Source organism: Pantoea sp. JV6, assembly GCF_025910055.1.
Classification (GTDB): domain Bacteria; phylum Pseudomonadota; class Gammaproteobacteria; order Enterobacterales; family Enterobacteriaceae; genus Pantoea; species Pantoea agglomerans.
Map to the genome: position 1 here is coordinate 356,973 of NZ_JAPCIM010000002.1, position 15,484 is coordinate 372,456.

General features: G+C 57.5%; 16 protein-coding genes and 1 other annotated feature. Of the genes, 3 read left to right on the forward strand and 13 right to left on the reverse strand.

Annotated elements, in window-relative coordinates:
- Nucleotides 1–91: 91 nt before the first annotated feature.
- The 9 genes from hisIE to hisL all read right to left on the reverse strand — a co-directional run bounded on the left by hisIE (nucleotide 92) and on the right by hisL (nucleotide 7,318).
- Nucleotides 92–703: a bifunctional phosphoribosyl-AMP cyclohydrolase/phosphoribosyl-ATP diphosphatase HisIE gene (hisIE, locus tag OK412_RS02230; protein ID WP_033767786.1), complete on the reverse strand. Its 612-nt coding sequence runs from the start codon at nucleotides 701–703 to the stop codon at nucleotides 92–94.
- On the reverse strand, nucleotides 697–1,473 hold the full coding sequence (hisF, locus tag OK412_RS02235; protein WP_124890113.1) for an imidazole glycerol phosphate synthase subunit HisF: 777 nt from the start codon (nucleotides 1,471–1,473) through the stop codon (nucleotides 697–699). The genes hisIE and hisF overlap by 7 nt, the downstream gene beginning before the upstream one ends.
- Nucleotides 1,455–2,192 (reverse strand): 1-(5-phosphoribosyl)-5-[(5-phosphoribosylamino)methylideneamino]imidazole-4-carboxamide isomerase, encoded by a 738-nt coding sequence (gene hisA, locus OK412_RS02240; protein WP_031591331.1) that lies wholly within the window; start codon nucleotides 2,190–2,192, stop codon nucleotides 1,455–1,457. The genes hisF and hisA overlap by 19 nt, the downstream gene beginning before the upstream one ends.
- Nucleotides 2,192–2,782: an imidazole glycerol phosphate synthase subunit HisH gene (gene hisH, locus OK412_RS02245; RefSeq protein ID WP_008926061.1), complete on the reverse strand. Its 591-nt coding sequence runs from the start codon at nucleotides 2,780–2,782 to the stop codon at nucleotides 2,192–2,194. Before hisH ends, hisA begins: the two co-directional genes overlap by 1 nt.
- The gene (gene hisB, locus OK412_RS02250; protein ID WP_010670960.1) at nucleotides 2,782–3,849 is read right to left on the reverse strand and encodes a bifunctional histidinol-phosphatase/imidazoleglycerol-phosphate dehydratase HisB; all 1,068 of its coding nucleotides are present in this window, start codon (nucleotides 3,847–3,849) and stop codon (nucleotides 2,782–2,784) included. The genes hisH and hisB overlap by 1 nt, the downstream gene beginning before the upstream one ends.
- Nucleotides 3,846–4,922 (reverse strand): histidinol-phosphate transaminase, encoded by a 1,077-nt coding sequence (hisC, locus tag OK412_RS02255; RefSeq protein WP_264352630.1) that lies wholly within the window; start codon nucleotides 4,920–4,922, stop codon nucleotides 3,846–3,848. Before hisC ends, hisB begins: the two co-directional genes overlap by 4 nt.
- A complete protein-coding gene (gene hisD / locus OK412_RS02260) occupies nucleotides 4,919–6,223 on the reverse strand; it encodes a histidinol dehydrogenase (RefSeq protein ID WP_264352631.1) in 1,305 nt (434 codons plus the stop codon). The genes hisC and hisD overlap by 4 nt, the downstream gene beginning before the upstream one ends.
- A gap of 3 nt (nucleotides 6,224–6,226) precedes the next feature.
- Nucleotides 6,227–7,126, reverse strand: a complete 900-nt coding sequence (gene hisG / locus OK412_RS02265; protein ID WP_004571317.1) for an ATP phosphoribosyltransferase — start codon at nucleotides 7,124–7,126, stop codon at nucleotides 6,227–6,229.
- 48 nt (nucleotides 7,127–7,174) lie between these two features.
- Nucleotides 7,175–7,295 (reverse strand) — a sequence feature (His leader region).
- Nucleotides 7,271–7,318, reverse strand: a complete 48-nt coding sequence (gene hisL / locus OK412_RS02270) for a his operon leader peptide (RefSeq protein ID WP_100396937.1) — start codon at nucleotides 7,316–7,318, stop codon at nucleotides 7,271–7,273. It overlaps the preceding feature by 25 nt.
- A 179-nt stretch (nucleotides 7,319–7,497) precedes the next feature.
- Between hisL and OK412_RS02275 the strand changes: the two genes are divergently transcribed.
- Complete coding sequence (locus OK412_RS02275; RefSeq protein ID WP_264352632.1) at nucleotides 7,498–8,325, forward strand: SDR family oxidoreductase; 828 nt, start codon at nucleotides 7,498–7,500, stop codon at nucleotides 8,323–8,325.
- Nucleotides 8,326–8,493: 168 nt separating this feature from the next.
- Here OK412_RS02275 and OK412_RS02280 read toward each other — a convergent pair whose 3' ends face one another.
- The 3 genes from OK412_RS02280 to puuD are packed head-to-tail and all read right to left on the reverse strand — an operon-like array spanning nucleotide 8,494 to nucleotide 11,108.
- On the reverse strand, nucleotides 8,494–9,771 hold the full coding sequence (locus tag OK412_RS02280; RefSeq protein WP_264352633.1) for an NAD(P)/FAD-dependent oxidoreductase: 1,278 nt from the start codon (nucleotides 9,769–9,771) through the stop codon (nucleotides 8,494–8,496).
- Nucleotides 9,772–9,790: 19 nt separating this feature from the next.
- Nucleotides 9,791–10,348 carry an HTH-type transcriptional regulator PuuR gene (puuR, locus tag OK412_RS02285; RefSeq protein WP_010670955.1) on the reverse strand — a complete coding sequence of 186 codons (558 nt, stop codon included), beginning with the start codon at nucleotides 10,346–10,348 and terminating at the stop codon, nucleotides 9,791–9,793.
- Nucleotides 10,341–11,108: a gamma-glutamyl-gamma-aminobutyrate hydrolase gene (puuD, locus tag OK412_RS02290; RefSeq protein WP_132500064.1), complete on the reverse strand. Its 768-nt coding sequence runs from the start codon at nucleotides 11,106–11,108 to the stop codon at nucleotides 10,341–10,343. Before puuD ends, puuR begins: the two co-directional genes overlap by 8 nt.
- 204 nt (nucleotides 11,109–11,312) lie before the next feature.
- On the opposite strand from puuD, the gene OK412_RS02295 reads away from it, so the two are divergent.
- Complete coding sequence (locus tag OK412_RS02295) at nucleotides 11,313–12,728, forward strand: glutamine synthetase family protein (protein WP_010670953.1); 1,416 nt, start codon at nucleotides 11,313–11,315, stop codon at nucleotides 12,726–12,728.
- A 405-nt stretch (nucleotides 12,729–13,133) separates the two neighbouring features.
- On the forward strand, nucleotides 13,134–14,492 hold the full coding sequence (locus OK412_RS02300) for an APC family permease (RefSeq protein ID WP_010248042.1): 1,359 nt from the start codon (nucleotides 13,134–13,136) through the stop codon (nucleotides 14,490–14,492).
- A 48-nt stretch (nucleotides 14,493–14,540) separates the two neighbouring features.
- Here OK412_RS02300 and ygbI read toward each other — a convergent pair whose 3' ends face one another.
- Nucleotides 14,541–15,302: a DNA-binding transcriptional repressor YgbI gene (ygbI, locus tag OK412_RS02305; RefSeq protein ID WP_033758363.1), complete on the reverse strand. Its 762-nt coding sequence runs from the start codon at nucleotides 15,300–15,302 to the stop codon at nucleotides 14,541–14,543.
- Between the last annotated feature and the right edge of the window lie 182 nt (nucleotides 15,303–15,484).

Sequence of the window (15,484 nt, forward strand, 5' to 3'; positions counted from 1 at the left end):
GCCGTCATTGTGTCGGATGGACGTGAGGAATGAGCAGAAGACTGCTCAGAATCCGCATAAAAAACGAAATTCTGAGCAGCATATTGCACAGTTACTTATGGCGGTCACGCAGGTTGTTGATCACGGCGCGGAAGTCGAGATCCTGATCCTGCAACAGCACCATCAGGTGATAGACCAGGTCAGAAGCTTCGTTGGTGAGTTCATCCCGATCGTTGACCGTGGCGGCCAGTGCGGTTTCAACGCCTTCTTCACCCACTTTCTGCGCGATGCGTTTGGTGCCGCTGGCGTAGAGTCGTGCGGTGTAGGAGCTTTCAGGATCGGCGGTTTTGCGCGAAGCCAGCAACTGCTCAAGCTGATAGAGAAACGTCCACTCAGGGACCGCCGGTGAGAAGCAACTGGTGGTGCCCAGATGGCAGGTCGGGCCAATAGGATCCGCCAGCACTAACAGGGTGTCATTGTCGCAGTCAGGCGTGATGCTCACGACCTGCAAAAAATTGCCGGAGGTTTCGCCTTTGGTCCACAAGCGATTTTTGGTGCGGGAGAAAAAGGTGACCTTGTTTTCTGCCAGCGTTTTTTCCAGCGCGGCCGGGTTCATGTAGCCATGCATCAGTACTTCGCCTGAGACGAAGTGCTGGACAATGACCGGCATCATGCCCTGTGTTTTATCCCAGTCGAGAAGGGCCTGTTGTTGTTCAGTTAGCACGCGCGAATCTCCACTCCGTTGTCGATCAGAAAGCTCTTCAGCTCACCAATATTAATAATCTGCTTATGGAATACCGAGGCGGCTAAAGCACCATCCACGTTAGCTTCGGTAAACGCATGCAGGAAGTGCTGCATGGTGCCTGCGCCGCCAGAGGCGATCAGGGGGACCTTGCAGACTTCACGCATTTTCTTCAGCTGCACCAGGTCATAGCCGTTACGCACGCCATCCTGATTCATCATGTTCAGCACGATCTCGCCTGCGCCCAGCTTCTGCACTTCCTGCACCCACTCCAGCGTTTCCCACTGTGTCACGCGGGTGCGCGCTTCGTCGCCGGTATACTGATTCACCTGATATTTACCGCTGGCTTCATCAAACCAGGTATCGATCCCGACCACAATACACTGCACGCCAAAACGGTCCGCGAGGCGGGTGATCAGCGTGGGGTCGGCCAGCGCCGGCGAGTTAATCGAAATCTTATCTGCGCCAAACTCCAGAATGCGCGCTGCGTCTTCCGGGGTTTTAATGCCGCCCGCGACGCAGAACGGGATATCGATCACTTCCGCAACCCGCGATACCCAGCTTTTGTCGACGACCCGGCCATCGGATGAGGCGGTGATATCATAGAACACCAGCTCGTCGGCACCTTCGGCGGCATAGCGCTGCGCCAGCGGTACGATGTCGCCGATGATCTCGTGATTGCGAAACTGTACGCCTTTGACCACCTGGCCGTCACGTACGTCCAGGCAGGGAATTATCCGTTTTGCCAGCATGCGATCGCCTCCGAAACAGTGAATTTATCTTCCAGCAGCGCACGTCCGACAATTACGCCCTGAACGCCGCTGCCGCGCAGGGCGGCGATATCATTGAGGTCGCCAATGCCACCCGAGGACTGAAAAGCAATCGTCGGAAAGCGCGCCGTCACTTCCTGATAGAGCGCAACATTGGAGCCGCTCAGGGTGCCGTCGCGAGAAATGTCGGTGCACAGCACGTGCTTCAGGCCCACCTGCTGAAAGTCGGTAATCACCTCTTCCAGCGTGACACCCGCCGCTTCCTGCCAGCCACTGATTGCCACTTCTTTGCGGTTACTGGCATCAATGCGCACATCTAACGCGAGCACAATCGCCTCTGCGCCAAATTCCGCAAACCACCGTTTTACCTCTTCAGGCTGTTTCACCGCGGTGGAACCGACCACCACACGACTCGCTCCGGCTTCAAGCAGTGCATGCACATCGTCACGGCTGCGAATGCCGCCACCGACCTGCACCGTCACATCAACGCCATCCAGCAGGGTTTTCAGCAGCGCGATCTGGCGTTTCGCCGGATCTTTCGCGCCGGTTAAATCCACCAGATGCAGCACGGTCGCGCCCTGGCGAACGTAATCCTGCAGACGCGGCAGCGGATCGCTGCCGTAATCGCGCTGCTGTCCATAATCGCCCTGATGCAGACGAACCACTTTGCCGTCAATTAAATCTAACGCGGGGATAATCATTACATCTCCAGGAAGTTTTTCAGCAGCTGCGCGCCCGCTTTGCCCGAGCGTTCCGGGTGGAACTGGACGCCAAAGAAGTTATCTTTCTGCACCGCGGCGGTGAAAGCTTCACCGTAGTGACACTGTGCGATGGTGCTGGCGTTGACCGGCATGGCATAGCTGTGGACGAAGTAGAAATAGCAGCCTTCGTCGATGCCACGGAACAGATGATTGCCCGCCTGCGCGGTAATCTGGTTCCAGCCCATGTGTGGCAGCGGCAGGCCGTGCGTGTCCATTAACGACACCGGCTCATCGATAATCCCCAGCGTCGGCACGCCGCCGTTTTCATCGCTGCCTCGACCCAGCAGCTGCATACCCAGGCAGATCCCCAGCACCGGCTGGGTACAGGCTTTGACCAGATCGATCAGGTCACGCTCTTCCAGCTGATTCATTGCCGCCTGCGCGGTGCCTACGCCGGGCAGAAACAGTTTATCGGCACGCAGCACCACATCGGGATCGCGGCTCACTTCCGGGGTGTAGCCCAGACGTTCAATCGCCCATTTCACCGACGACAGGTTGGCGCAACCGGTATCCATGATCACCACGTTCATCACAGCACTCCCTTCGAGCTTGGCAGCGTATTGCCCTCAACGCGGATCGCCTGACGCAGCGTACGGCCAAAGGCTTTAAACAGGCTCTCGACGCGGTGATGGTCATTCTTGCCTTTGGTTTTAAGATGCAGAGTGCTCATCATGGCGTAGGAGAGCGAGCTGAAGAAGTGCTCGACCATCTCGGTGCTGAGGTCGCCCACGCGCTGATAGTTGAACTCCGCTTTGAACTCGATGTGCGGACGGCCGGAGATATCCAGCGCGCAGCGCGCCAGACATTCATCCATCGGCAGCACAAAACCGAAACGGCCAATGCCACGTTTGTCGCCCAGCGCCTTCAGCAGCGCTTCGCCCAGTGCCAGACCGGTATCTTCCACCGTGTGGTGATCGTCAATATAGAGATCGCCTTTTACTTCGATGTTCATGCGGAACCCGCCGTGTACGGCGATCTGGTCCAGCATGTGGTCGAAGAAACCCACGCCGGTATTAATCTTGCTGCCGCCTTCGCGATCCAGCCACAGTTCTACCCGCACCTGTGTCTCTTTGGTGTTGCGCTGCACCAGCGCATGGCGGTCACGCTGGGTTAGACGCTGCTGGATGGTCTGCCAGTTCTGGCCGTCAGCGCCGTAGCGGATAGGCTGGATGCCCATGTTCTCCGCCAGCTGGACGTCGGTCAGGCGATCGCCAATCACGTAGCTGTTGGCGGTATCCAGCGCGCCTTCGGCCAGCCAGGCTTCCACCATTCGGGTTTTCGGCTTGCGACAGTCGCAGTGATCGTCCGGCATGTGCGGGCAGATCAGCACATCGTCAAACGCAATGCCCTGCGAGGTCAGGATCTGCATCATCAGATTATGAGGGCCATCGAAATCGGCCTGCGGGAAACCCGGGGTGCCAAGACCATCCTGGTTGGTGATCATGACCAGGCGATAACCGGCGGCCTGCAGCGCCAGCAGCGCCGGAATAACGTCTGGCTCAAACGCCAGCTTATCCATGCGGTCCACCTGATAATCTTCAGGCGGCTCAGAGATTAACGTACCGTCGCGGTCAATAAAAAGGGTCTTCTGGCTCATGCTTGCTCCACAGAAAAGGCTTGCAGCGCGGCGATCACTCGTTCGCACTCTTCACGCGTGCCGATGGAGATGCGCAGGCATCCCGACAGGCCCGGATTTTTGTTCTGATCACGCAGGATAATGCCCTGATCCCATAAGGTTTTGAAGACTTTTGGTGAATCGGTAAAGCGCGCCAGCACATAGTTGGTTTCACTGGAGAAAACCTGCTCAACGCAGGCCAGCTGAGCCAGTTCAGCCTGCAGCCAGCTACGATTCTCATTCAGCTGTGCCACATGCTCACGCATCAGCGCAATTCCCTGGTCATTCAGCGCCTGTCCGGCGACATCGGCCACCGGTGTCGCCAGCGGGTAGGGCGCAATCACCTTCATCAGCAGGTCGATGACCGGCTTATTCGCCAGCGCAAAGCCGCAACGCAGGCCAGCCAGCGCAAAGGCTTTAGAAAGCGTACGCAGGATCACCAGATGCGGATAATCCTTCAGCCAGCCGGTCAGGGTCGCCTGCGGGCAGAACTCAATGTAGGCTTCATCTGCGACTACCAGCGCTTTACCGGCAGTCATCGCCAGCAGCTGACGGATGTCGTCCTGATTGATCAGGTTGCCGGTCGGGTTGTTCGGGCTGCAGAGGTAAACCACTTTGACGCCATCCAGCTGCTCTGCAATAGCAGGCAGGTTCAGCTGCCAGTCGCTCAGGGCCGGGACGGTGCGGTATTCAATGCCGATGGTTTCGGCGCTGACGCTGTACATGCCATAGGTCGGTGGACAGAACAGAATCGCATCCTGACCCGGTTCACAGAAGGCACGCATGATCAGTTCGATGGCTTCATCCGCGCCACGGCTCACCAGCACCTGCTCCGGCGTTAAGCCCGCATAAGCAGCGTAGCGCTCAATCACCACTTTGGGCTGACATTCCGGATAGCGGTTCAGCGTCTGCTGCGACAGCTCAAACGGCACCGGCAGCGGAAACTCGTTGGCATTGAGCCAGACATCTCCGTTGCCACCCAGACGACGCGCTGACATATAGGGCGTCAGGGCGCGCACATTGGCGCGCGCCAGCTGCTCAATATCCTGACTCATGCTTGCTCCTTCAGTGCGGCAACGCGCAGGGTGACGGCATTCTTATGGGCATCCAGCTGCTCGGCGGCGGCCAGGGTTTCAATGGTGGCGGCCAGGTTCAGGAAGCCCTGCGGCGTCAGCTCCTGCACCGTCATGCGTTTCTGGAAATCGGCCAGGCCCAGGCTGGAACAGGTCGAGGTGTAACCGTAGGTCGGTAACACGTGATTGGTGCCAGAGGCGTAATCGCCCGCGGACTCCGGCGACCAGTCGCCTAAAAATACCGAACCGGCGCTGGTGATCGACTCCACCAGATCGCGCGGCTGGCGCGTTTGCAGAATCAGGTGCTCCGGGCCGTAGAGATTAGAGATCGCGACACACTGCTCAAGGTCACGCGCCACGATCAGGCGGCTGCTTTCCAGCGCCTGACGCGCTGTGGCAGCCCGCGGCAACTGCGCCAGCTGCTGCTCAACCGCGACCGCGACCGCCTCGGCCAGCTTTAATGAAGGCGTCAGCAGAATCACCTGCGAGTCGGGACCATGCTCTGCCTGTGAAAGCAAATCAGACGCGACAAACGCGGGCGTGGCGCCTTCATCCGCAATCACCAGCACTTCAGAAGGACCCGCTGGCATATCAATCGCCGCGCCATCGAGTCGCTGACTTACCTGACGTTTCGCTTCTGTCACCCAGGCGTTGCCCGGGCCAAAAATCTTATCCACGCGTGGCACGGTTTCGGTGCCGAAGGCCATCGCGGCGATGGCCTGCGCGCCGCCCACCTGGAACACCTCTTCTACGCCGCACAGCTGGGCGGCATACAGGATCTCATCGGCAATCGGCGGCGGCGAACAGAGCACGACGCGGCCACAGCCAGCGATACGGGCCGGGGTCGCCAGCATCAGCACGGTGGAGAAGAGCGGGGCGGAACCACCAGGAATATAGAGTCCGACCGATTTCACCGGGCGGGTAATCTGCTGGCAGCGTACGCCTGGCTGGGTTTCCACATCCACCGGCGGCAGGATCTGCGCGTTGTGGAAGGTTTCGATATTGCCCACCGCGACGGCCATCGCCTGCTTCAGCTCGTCACTCAGACGTAAGTTGGCTTCTGCGATTTGCTGCGCGGTAACACGCAGGTTATCCACCTGCGCTTTGTCGAAGCGGGCGCTGAACTGGCGCAGGGCGTCATTACCGTTCAGCTTTACCTGCTCCAGCACATCGCGCACCGTCAGCGTCACGTTTTCAGAGGCGGCGATAGCAGGACGTAACAGCAGCGCCTGCTGCTGTTCGGGGGTGCACTGCTGCCACTCAATCGGGGTAGAAAAGGCCATGGCTTACTCCATCATCTTCTCAATAGGCAGCACCAGAATCGAACTGGCACCCAGCGCTTTCAGTTTTTCCATGGTTTCCCAGAACAGGGTTTCGCTGCTGACCATGTGCATCGCCACGCGGCTGACATCGCCTGCCAGCGGCAGCACGGTCGGGCGCTCTGCGCCAGGCAGCAGGCTGATCACTTCTTCCAGACGCTCACTCGGCGCGTGCAGCATGATGTACTTCGATTCACGCGCTTTAATCACGCCCTGAATACGGGTCATCATTTTGTCGATCAGCTCCTGCTTCGCGGCAGGCATCTCGCCGTCACGCTGGATCAGCACCGCTTTTGAACGATAGATTACTTCAACTTCGCGCAGGCCATTGGCTTCCAGCGTAGCACCGGTAGAGACCAGGTCGCAGATGGCATCAGCCAGACCGGCACGGGTCGCCACTTCTACGGAACCGTTCAGTAAACAGGTCTTAAAGCTGACGCCTTTTTTGTCGAGGTATTGTTTTAACAGGTGCGGATAGGAGGTGGCGATACGGGATTTATCCAGGCATTCCGGGCCGGTGTACTCGGCATCTGTCGCCATCGCCAGTGACAGACGGCAACCGCCGAAGTCCAGGCGGCGCAGCGTAAAGTAGCGCGGATCTTCACCCTGGGCACGGCGCGACAGCAGCTCTTCTTCCAGTACGTTCTCGCCGATGATGCCTAAATCGACCACACCATCCATCACCAGGCCAGGAATATCGTCATCGCGCACACGCAGGATGTCGATCGGCATGTTCTCCGCAAACGCAATCAGGCGCTGTTGCTGAAGGTTGATTTTAACGCCGCAGCGCGCCAGCAGTTCGCGTGAATCATCACTTAAACGGCCAGATTTCTGCATAGCTATGCGTAAACGGGTGTTATCTAACATGGTTCCTGTCCTCTTAATTCGGTCCTGAATGTGTGGTTACGTCAGCCCATAAAAAAACCCCCGGAAGACGATCTTCCGGGGGTTCTCTTGCGTTCACACCACTGGAAGATCTTGAAAGTCTTCCAGCACCAATCGCCTGAAAGACTAGTCAGGATGATGGTGATGATGATGGTTGAACTGAACGCGTGTCATAATAATCTCGTCGATGAATGAGTATTCATTTGTGGGGTTTAACCTAGCGAAGATGGCTGCGCTTGGCAACACTTTTTTAAACGGGCGGTTCGGAAAGCGCTGAAACAGGTTGTTCTGGTTTGCAATCCGGGGGCAAACTACGGTGAAGTCAGGGTTGATGTTTCACGTCAGGAGTCAAAATGAAGAAGGTCGCGATTGTGGGACTGGGCTGGTTGGGTATGCCGCTGGCCACGGCGTTAACGGCGCGAGGCTGGCAGGTCACCGGCAGCAAAACCACGCCAGACGGTGTAGACGCGGCACGCCGCTGCGGCATTGATGCGTTCCAGCTGGAACTGACGCCGGAACTGCTCTGTGATGCTGCCGATATTGAGCCGCTATTCAACGTCGATGCGCTGATCGTTACACTGCCCGCCAGCCGCACTGCGGAAGGGGGCGAAGCCTATCTGCAGGCGGTGCAGAATGTGGTCGATACCGCGCTGGTTTATAAGGTACCGCGCATTATCTTTACCAGTTCCACCTCAGTCTATGGCAGCAGCGCCGGCGCTAAGCGGGAAAACAGCCCGCTGGACGCAGAAACGGTGGCCGGAAAGACGCTGGTTAAACTGGAGAACTGGCTGCACGATCTGCCGGGCACCAGCGTAGATATCGTGCGGCTGGCCGGTCTGGTCGGACCAAAGCGCCATCCGGGGCGCTTCCTCGCCGGCAAGCAGGATGTGGCCAATGGCTCGCAGGGCGTGAATCTGGTGCATCTGGATGATGTGGTTGAGGCGATCACGCTGCTACTGCAGTCGCCCAAAGGGGGCCGGGTCTATAATCTGTGTGCCTCGAAACATCCCTCGCGTGACACCTTCTATCCTGCGGTCACGCACCAGCTTGGGCTGCAGCCGCCGCAGTTCGCACCCGAGGCGGAAAAGAATAGCGGCAAGCTGATTGATGGTTCCCGCATCTGTAGCGAGCTCGGTTTTGAGTACCGCTATGACGACCCGATTAAAATGCCACTGGAGTGATACACGGCTGGCGCTGTTGCGGGGGCTGATTGCTCCCGCTCTGATATGTTAACGTTCCGTTCTTTCCATAGTTACAACATACTATAACAGTTTAAACAACAGGGCAGAATGTGCCCCGCTGAAAGACCTGTTTTCATCAGGCCAGACAGCCAGGTCTGGCCCTCAGCCTCACACCCCTAACCGATCCCTCAACGCATACCACACTGCGCCCATCGCCGTCAGCGGCACCTTAAATCGTCGCCCACCGGGAAACGGCAGGTGAGGCAGGCGGGCGAAGGCATCAAAACGCTCGGCGTCGCCGCGTAACACTTCGCTGATCAGCTTGCCGGAAAGATGCGTACTGGTTACGCCATGACCGCTGTCACCTTGCATAAAATAGACATTCTTCTCCAGTCGGCCAAACTGCGGCATGCGCGACAGCGTCAGGAGGAAATTGCCGCTCCAGCTGAAGTCCAGCTTCACGTTCTGCAACTGCGGGAAAGTGCGGCGCAGCTTGGGCCGGATCAACGCTTCAATATCGGCCGGTTCCCGTGCGCCATAAACCACGCCGCCGCCATAGAGCAGCCGGTTATCCGCGGTCAGACGGAAGTAATCCAGCAGATAGTTACAATCTTCCACACAGTAGTTGTTCGGCATCAGCGACAACGCCTGGTCGGTTGACAGCGGTTCGGTTGCCACAATCTGCGATCCGCACGGCATGCTTTTCCTGCTCAGTCGCGGTTCCAGCTGCGGGGCCAGATAGGCATTCCCGGCGAAGATCACAAAGGTCGCGCTGACCTCGCCCTGGGCGGTTTTTACCCGGTTTGGTGTGCCATAAACCACACTGGTCGCCGCGGACTGTTCATAGATGCGTCCGCCATGTCGACGGATCGCCTCCGCTTCCCCCAGCGCCAGGTTCAGCGGATGCAGATGGCCGCCGCGCCGATCCAGCAGCCCGCCAACGTAGCGTTCGGTGGCGACTTCACGGCGGATGGCTCGCTCATCCAGTAGTTCCAGATCATGATTCCCATACTGCTGCCATAACGCTTTCTGTTTTCGCAGATGCGCCATCTGACGTGCATTCAGGGCCGCAAAAACGCCGCCAGGCCGGTAATCGCAGTCGATCGCGTACCGCTTAATGCGATCGCGGATGATTTCAGCGCCTTCAAACATCATGCTGCCCAGCATACGGGCGCTCTCTTTACCGTAGCGCTGTTCAATCACATCCACGTCGCGGCTGTAGGAGTTCACCACCTGACCGCCGTTACGCCCGCTGGCACCAAAGCCGACCCGCGCCGATTCCAGCACGACCACGTCATAGCCTACCTCGGTCAGATGCAGCGCCGCCGAAAGACCGGTGAAACCGCCACCAATAATGCAGACGTCACACTGAATGCTCTCCTGTAATGTCGGCCAGGGCGCATGCGGATTGGCGGTCGCTGCGTAATAACTCTCCACGTAATTCATAACAACCTCCGGAATGCGCCTAAAAGTTGGCTGGCGTATGGGCACTGACAATGCGGCAGGGGATTTCAGCACGGTTGGTGAAACTGTGTGGTAAGCCCGTATCAATGACGTAGCTCTCTCCGGCGGAGAGATGATAGTGCTCTCCGTTGATGACCAGCGTAATCTCTCCTTCCAGCAGCGTGCCGGTCTCTTCGCCCGGATGACGCAGCTTCTCGCCAGTGCTGGCACCCGGTTGATAAGTTTCCAGCAGCATGCCCAGCGTGCGCTGTGCACGGCCATTGTCGATAAGCTTCAGCGAAACCCCCTGACTGCCAATCTCCAGCAGGTCGCTGGCGCGGACAATGACCTTAGGTTCCGCATCCGGTTTGGGTTCCGAGAAGAACTCTGACAGTGAGAGCCCATAAACTTTCAGCAGCTTCTGCAGGGTGCTGACCGCCGGGCTGACCTTATCCTGCTCAATGGTGCTGATGGCGCTGTGGGTCAGTCCGGCCAGTTCGGCGACACGGCGTTGTGACAGCCCCAGTGTCTGCCGGATCTGCGCCAGCCGTCGTCCCGGCGCCAGCGTGGCATCACTCATTTTCTTTTTCCTTGTGATAACGAATGGCGGCCTGAATAAAGCCGCTGAAGAGCGCCTGCGATCCCGTTGTGTGTTTCGGCTGCCACTCGGGATGCCACTGCACCGCCAGGGCGAAGGGATGATGGCGCAGACTCACCGCCTCAATCAGGCCATCCGGCGCGCGCGCTTCAACGCGCAACTGCGGGCCCGGTTCGCGTACCCCCTGATGATGCAGTGAATTGACCGCCAGCGGACTGTTGCTGTCCAGCAGCGTCGCCAGCAGGCCGTCGGGTTCAATAGTGATTGGATGCGCCTGAGCATACTGCTGCTCCAGCGGCAGCGTCTCATCTTCATGGTGACGCTGAAACGACGGCTGCCCGCTGAGCTCTCGCCACAGCGCGCCACCATTCGCCACCACCAGCTCCTGCAGCCCACGGCAGATCCCGAACATCGGCATCTTGTGGCTGGTGGCCCAGGTGATCAGCTGAAAGGCGAGATGGTCACGGCCCGGATCGGCATGCAGCTCTTCGCCCGCCTCGCCATAATGCCAGGGTTCGATATTGCTGGGGCTGCCGGTCAGCAGCAGGCCATCCAGAACAGCCATAGCGTTTTCTAATAGATGAGGCGCATTCATCAGACTGTGGGGCAGGGCCAGCGGTACGCCACCCGCAAGGACAACCGCATCGGTATACTTATTGTGAACCGTCTGGCTCGGATGGCCGCCCAGATCCTTCTGGCACATCACTACGCCAATCAACGGCTTGTCAAAAATAATGCCCATCTCACGTCCTCGCATCGCTGTTCGAAATATCTACCGAAAGGGCACGTCTGGCGGTTAAGTGTGCAATATTTTTTCAATCTAGCAATCTGCTGTTTGTTCTTCAAACAGATTTGTTACATTTGCACACTTTTTATGTTGGCGCTATGTTAGTGGTGTGGCTGTTATTTTGAGCATTACGCAAACCTAATAGGGGCGGGTGAGATCATGACTAACCTGGTAGAAGTGGAAGACTTCACGCTTCACAGTGAAGAGAAACGAACCAGCGCGTTCCAGCTTGAGGTGAAAACCTGGCTGGAGCGCCATCCTGACACGCAGTATGTCGACATCCTGTTAAATGATTTAAATGGTGTGTTCCGCGGCAAGCGTATTCCGGTCTCTGCGCTGCCTAAGCTGGAAAAAGGGTGTTATTTCCCCGCCTCGGTGTTTGCCATGGATATCCTCGGCAACACAGTAGAAGAAGCGGGACTCGGCCAGTCACTGGGCGAACCCGATAATCTCTGTCTGCCCGTCACCGGTACTTTAGTTCCCTCCGCGTCTGACCCTCAGCACATTGCGCAACTGCTGTTAACAATGTGCAACCAAGATGGCACTCCCTTTGACGTTGAACCCCGAAATGTCCTTAACCGGCTGTGGCAACAGCTGCGTAACCGAGGTCTGTTTCCGGTGGTAGCGGTAGAGCTGGAGTTCTATCTGGTGGACAAAAAGCGCGATGCCGAAGGCTTTATCCAGCCGCCGTGCTCGCCCGGCAGTGATGAACGCAATATGCAGAGCCAGGTCTACTCGGTAGATAACCTTGATCATTTCGCCGATGTGCTGCGTGACATCGACGATCTGGCCCGTCAGCAGGGCATCCCGGCCGATGGTGCGCTGGCGGAAGCCTCGCCCGGACAGTTTGAAATTAACCTGCATCATACCCGCGACGTGCTGCGGGCCTGTGACCATGCGGTGCAGCTGAAGCGACTGATTCGTCAGGTGGCAGAAAACCACGGTATGACCGCCACGTTTATGGCGAAGCCCTATGAGGAGTATGCGGGCAGCGGCATGCATGTGCATATCAGCATGCTGGATGCCGCCGATCACAACGCCTTCGCCTGCGATGACGGCAGTGATTCGCCGCTGATGAAACGGGCGCTGGCTGGGATGATCGATCTGATGCCCGCCTCAATGGCGCTGCTGGCACCCAATGTGAATGCCTATCGCCGTTTTGTTCCGGACGCCTATGTGCCGTTGCAGGCATCGTGGGGCCATAACAACCGGACCGTTGCGCTGCGGGTGCCGTGCGGGGATATCGACAATCATCGTATTGAGTACCGGGTTGCGGGCGCGGATGCTAATCCCTACCTGGTGGTGTCGGCTATTCTTGCCGGGATGCTGCATGGGCTGGATACCCAGTTGCCGTTGCCCCATCCGGTCACCGGCAACGGTCACCATGCCGAGGGTCTGGCACTGCCGATCCGCCAGAGCGATGCGCTGTATGAGTTTGACAACAGCTATCCGCTGCAGAAGTTACTGGGCGAACGCTTTGCCAGTGTCTGGCACAGCTGTAAGCATCATGAACTGATGCAGTTTGAACGGCTGATTACGTCTACCGAGATTGACTGGATGCTGAAAAATGCCTGACAGGTTTTTTTACCTGTCATCTGACGCGCTTTTTTTTGCATAAGATGCCCCGATGGCTTGTATTCCTGCCACGGGTTAGGGCAGAATACGCGGCCTGCAAAATCAGATGATAACCGACGCTAACCGCGCCGGTTATTTTTTTGCATCCAGTTTTATTAGAGCGTTTTTTGCTGACTTAACCGAGGCCGGGCACGCACCCGGATAGATAAACACTGAAAACACGCATAAGCGTGAGATTGAGGATGACAAAGATGGGGATGTTTTACACTCTGCCAGCCAACGCTGGTACGCGTTTTCGTGATGACTACGGCGCCGCGTTAACCGCTAACCTTACTCCCTGTCGCTTAATGCGCAGTTGCCCTGTGACCCAGCCCAGCCAGGTTGTCGCACATGGGGGACTGAAGCATGTCGCTTAATACCTCCGCCGCACCGCAGCGTGCGCAACTCAAAAAAACACTCACGTTACTTCCGGTCGTCATGATGGGCTTAGCCTACATGCAGCCTATGACCCTGTTCGATACCTTTGGCATCGTTTCCGGGCTGACCGAAGGTCACGTCGCCACCGCTTATGCTTTCGCGCTGATTGCGATTCTGTTCACTGCCGTGAGTTACGGTAAGCTGGTACGCCGCTTCCCCTCTGCGGGCTCCGCTTATACCTACGCTCAGAAGGCGATCAGTCCGCACGTCGGCTTTATGGTCGGCTGGTCATCACTGCTGGACTACCTGTTCATGCCGATGATCAACATCCTGCTGGCTAAAAACTATTTCGAATCGCTGGTGCCGGGCATCCCGTCGTGGATTTTTGTGGTGTTGCTGGTCGGGTTTATGACGCTCTCTAACCTCAAGGGCATCAAAACCGTCGCCAACTTCAACAGTGTGATTGTGGTGCTGCAGGTGGTTGTCATGGTCGGGATTACCGCGATGGTAATCTACGGTGTGGCAAGCGGCGTGGGTTCCGGCACGCTGGTGAGCAGCCGTCCATTCTGGTCTGAGAATGCGCATGTGGTGCCGATGATTACCGGTGCGACGATACTCTGTTTCTCGTTCCTCGGCTTTGATGGCATCAGTTCGCTGTCCGAAGAGACCAAAGATGCAGAACGCACCATTCCGCGCGCTATTTTCCTGACCGCGCTGATTGGTGGTGTGATCTTTATCGCGGCATCTTACTTCCTGCAGCTCTACTTCCCGGACATCACACGCTTCCAGCATCCGGACTCATCGCAGCCTGAAATCATGCTGTTCGTGGCCGGTAAAGCGTTGCAGGTCGGCATCCTGATCTTCTCGGTGGTCACGGTGCTGGCATCCGGTATGGCGGCGCACGCTGGCGTCTCGCGTCTGATGTATGTGATGGGCCGTGATGGTGTGTTCCCGGAGCGTTTCTTCGGTTACATCCATCCGAAATGGCGTACTCCGTCGCTCAACGTGCTGCTGGTGGGTGCGATTGCGCTGATGGCGATTAACTTCGACCTGGTGACCGCAACCGCGCTGATTAACTTTGGTGCGCTGGTGGCGTTTACCTTCGTTAACCTGTCGGTGATTGCGCAGTTCTGGGTCCGTGAGAAGCGTAACCGCACGCTGAAAGATCACGTTCAGTATCTGCTGCTGCCGCTGCTTGGCGCGCTGACGGTGGGAGCGCTGTGGGTGAATCTGGAAGAGAGTTCTATGGAGCTGGGCCTGATCTGGGCCGCCATCGGGATTATCTACCTGGCGTTCGTAACCCGCAGCTTCCGTAATCCGGTGCCGCAGTTCAGCGAAGAAGTTTAATCACGCTCACGTTGCCGCCTTCCCGGTCTCAGGGAAGGCGGCGACAGCTTAACCAGCCAGTACCAGTTCACAGCTCCCCGCACTTAACAACTCCCGCGCCGACTCACTCAGATGCGTGTCTGTCACTACCCGATCAAAGCTCTCCAGCGGTAAAGCCAGAAACGTCGCAATCCTGTTGTACTTCGAACTGTCACTCAGCAATACCCGCTTACTGCTCACCTCACTCACCGCCTGCTTCACCATCACTTTATCTTCATCCGGCGTAAACAAGCCACGCGGCCCCCAGCAGGAGGCGGAAATAAAGGCAATATCAATGGCCAGATGACGCAGGCTGCGTGCCGCCGACTCCCCGACACAGGAGCGGTTCTCCCGGCATACGGTGCCGCCCGTGTGAATAACCCGGCACTGACTGGCCTCCATCAGCAGATTCGCCACCATAAAATCATTGGTCACCACCAGTAAATCATCGCGATCCACCACTTCTCTTGCCAGGGCTAACGTCGTGGTTCCGGCATCCAGATAGATGCAGCTGTTACGGGGGATCTGTCGGGCGGCGGTGCGGCCAATGGCGCGCTTCTCCTCGTTGTAGAGGGCGCTTTTCGTCAGATGTGACGGCTCAGCCGCCAGCCGGTCGGCTGAGCGCACGCCGCCGGATACCGACAGCACGGCCCCTTGTTCCTCCAGTTTCTGCACATCACGGCGTATTGTCATGTGTGACACACCCAGCCGTTCAGTGAGTTCTGCAATGCTCACCACGCCACGATCGGCCACCAGCGCAAGAATCTGTTGATGACGTTCAACCGGAATCATATTGGCTCCCTGATGATTACCATTTTTTCACATTATAAAGTATCTGCGGGTTAACCAGAACAAATAATAACAGCGGCAATCCCGGCAACGGCGGCAGTAACGGCACTGCGGCAGTGCCGGTGCTGCCAATCTGGTAATGTTAAAAATTGTTCTGGTTCACATCGGGAATATTTTTTTGTGAG

What these genes read in the sequence shown, in the direction of transcription:
- hisF (WP_124890113.1), bottom strand. Translation starts at nt 1,473, where the DNA reads ATGCTGGCAAAACGGATAATTCCCTGCCTGGACGTACGTGACGGCCAG.
- hisA (WP_031591331.1), bottom strand. Translation starts at nt 2,192, where the DNA reads ATGATTATCCCCGCGTTAGATTTAATTGACGGCAAAGTGGTTCGTCTG.
- hisH (WP_008926061.1), bottom strand. Translation starts at nt 2,782, where the DNA reads ATGAACGTGGTGATCATGGATACCGGTTGCGCCAACCTGTCGTCGGTG.
- hisB (WP_010670960.1), bottom strand. Translation starts at nt 3,849, where the DNA reads ATGAGCCAGAAGACCCTTTTTATTGACCGCGACGGTACGTTAATCTCT.
- hisC (WP_264352630.1), bottom strand. Translation starts at nt 4,922, where the DNA reads ATGAGTCAGGATATTGAGCAGCTGGCGCGCGCCAATGTGCGCGCCCTG.
- hisD (WP_264352631.1), bottom strand. Translation starts at nt 6,223, where the DNA reads ATGGCCTTTTCTACCCCGATTGAGTGGCAGCAGTGCACCCCCGAACAG.
- hisG (WP_004571317.1), bottom strand. Translation starts at nt 7,126, where the DNA reads ATGTTAGATAACACCCGTTTACGCATAGCTATGCAGAAATCTGGCCGT.
- OK412_RS02275 (WP_264352632.1), top strand. Translation starts at nt 7,498, where the DNA reads ATGAAGAAGGTCGCGATTGTGGGACTGGGCTGGTTGGGTATGCCGCTG.
- OK412_RS02280 (WP_264352633.1), bottom strand. Translation starts at nt 9,771, where the DNA reads ATGAATTACGTGGAGAGTTATTACGCAGCGACCGCCAATCCGCATGCG.
- puuR (WP_010670955.1), bottom strand. Translation starts at nt 10,348, where the DNA reads ATGAGTGATGCCACGCTGGCGCCGGGACGACGGCTGGCGCAGATCCGG.
- puuD (WP_132500064.1), bottom strand. Translation starts at nt 11,108, where the DNA reads ATGGGCATTATTTTTGACAAGCCGTTGATTGGCGTAGTGATGTGCCAG.
- OK412_RS02295 (WP_010670953.1), top strand. Translation starts at nt 11,313, where the DNA reads ATGACTAACCTGGTAGAAGTGGAAGACTTCACGCTTCACAGTGAAGAG.
- OK412_RS02300 (WP_010248042.1), top strand. Translation starts at nt 13,134, where the DNA reads ATGTCGCTTAATACCTCCGCCGCACCGCAGCGTGCGCAACTCAAAAAA.
- ygbI (WP_033758363.1), bottom strand. Translation starts at nt 15,302, where the DNA reads ATGATTCCGGTTGAACGTCATCAACAGATTCTTGCGCTGGTGGCCGAT.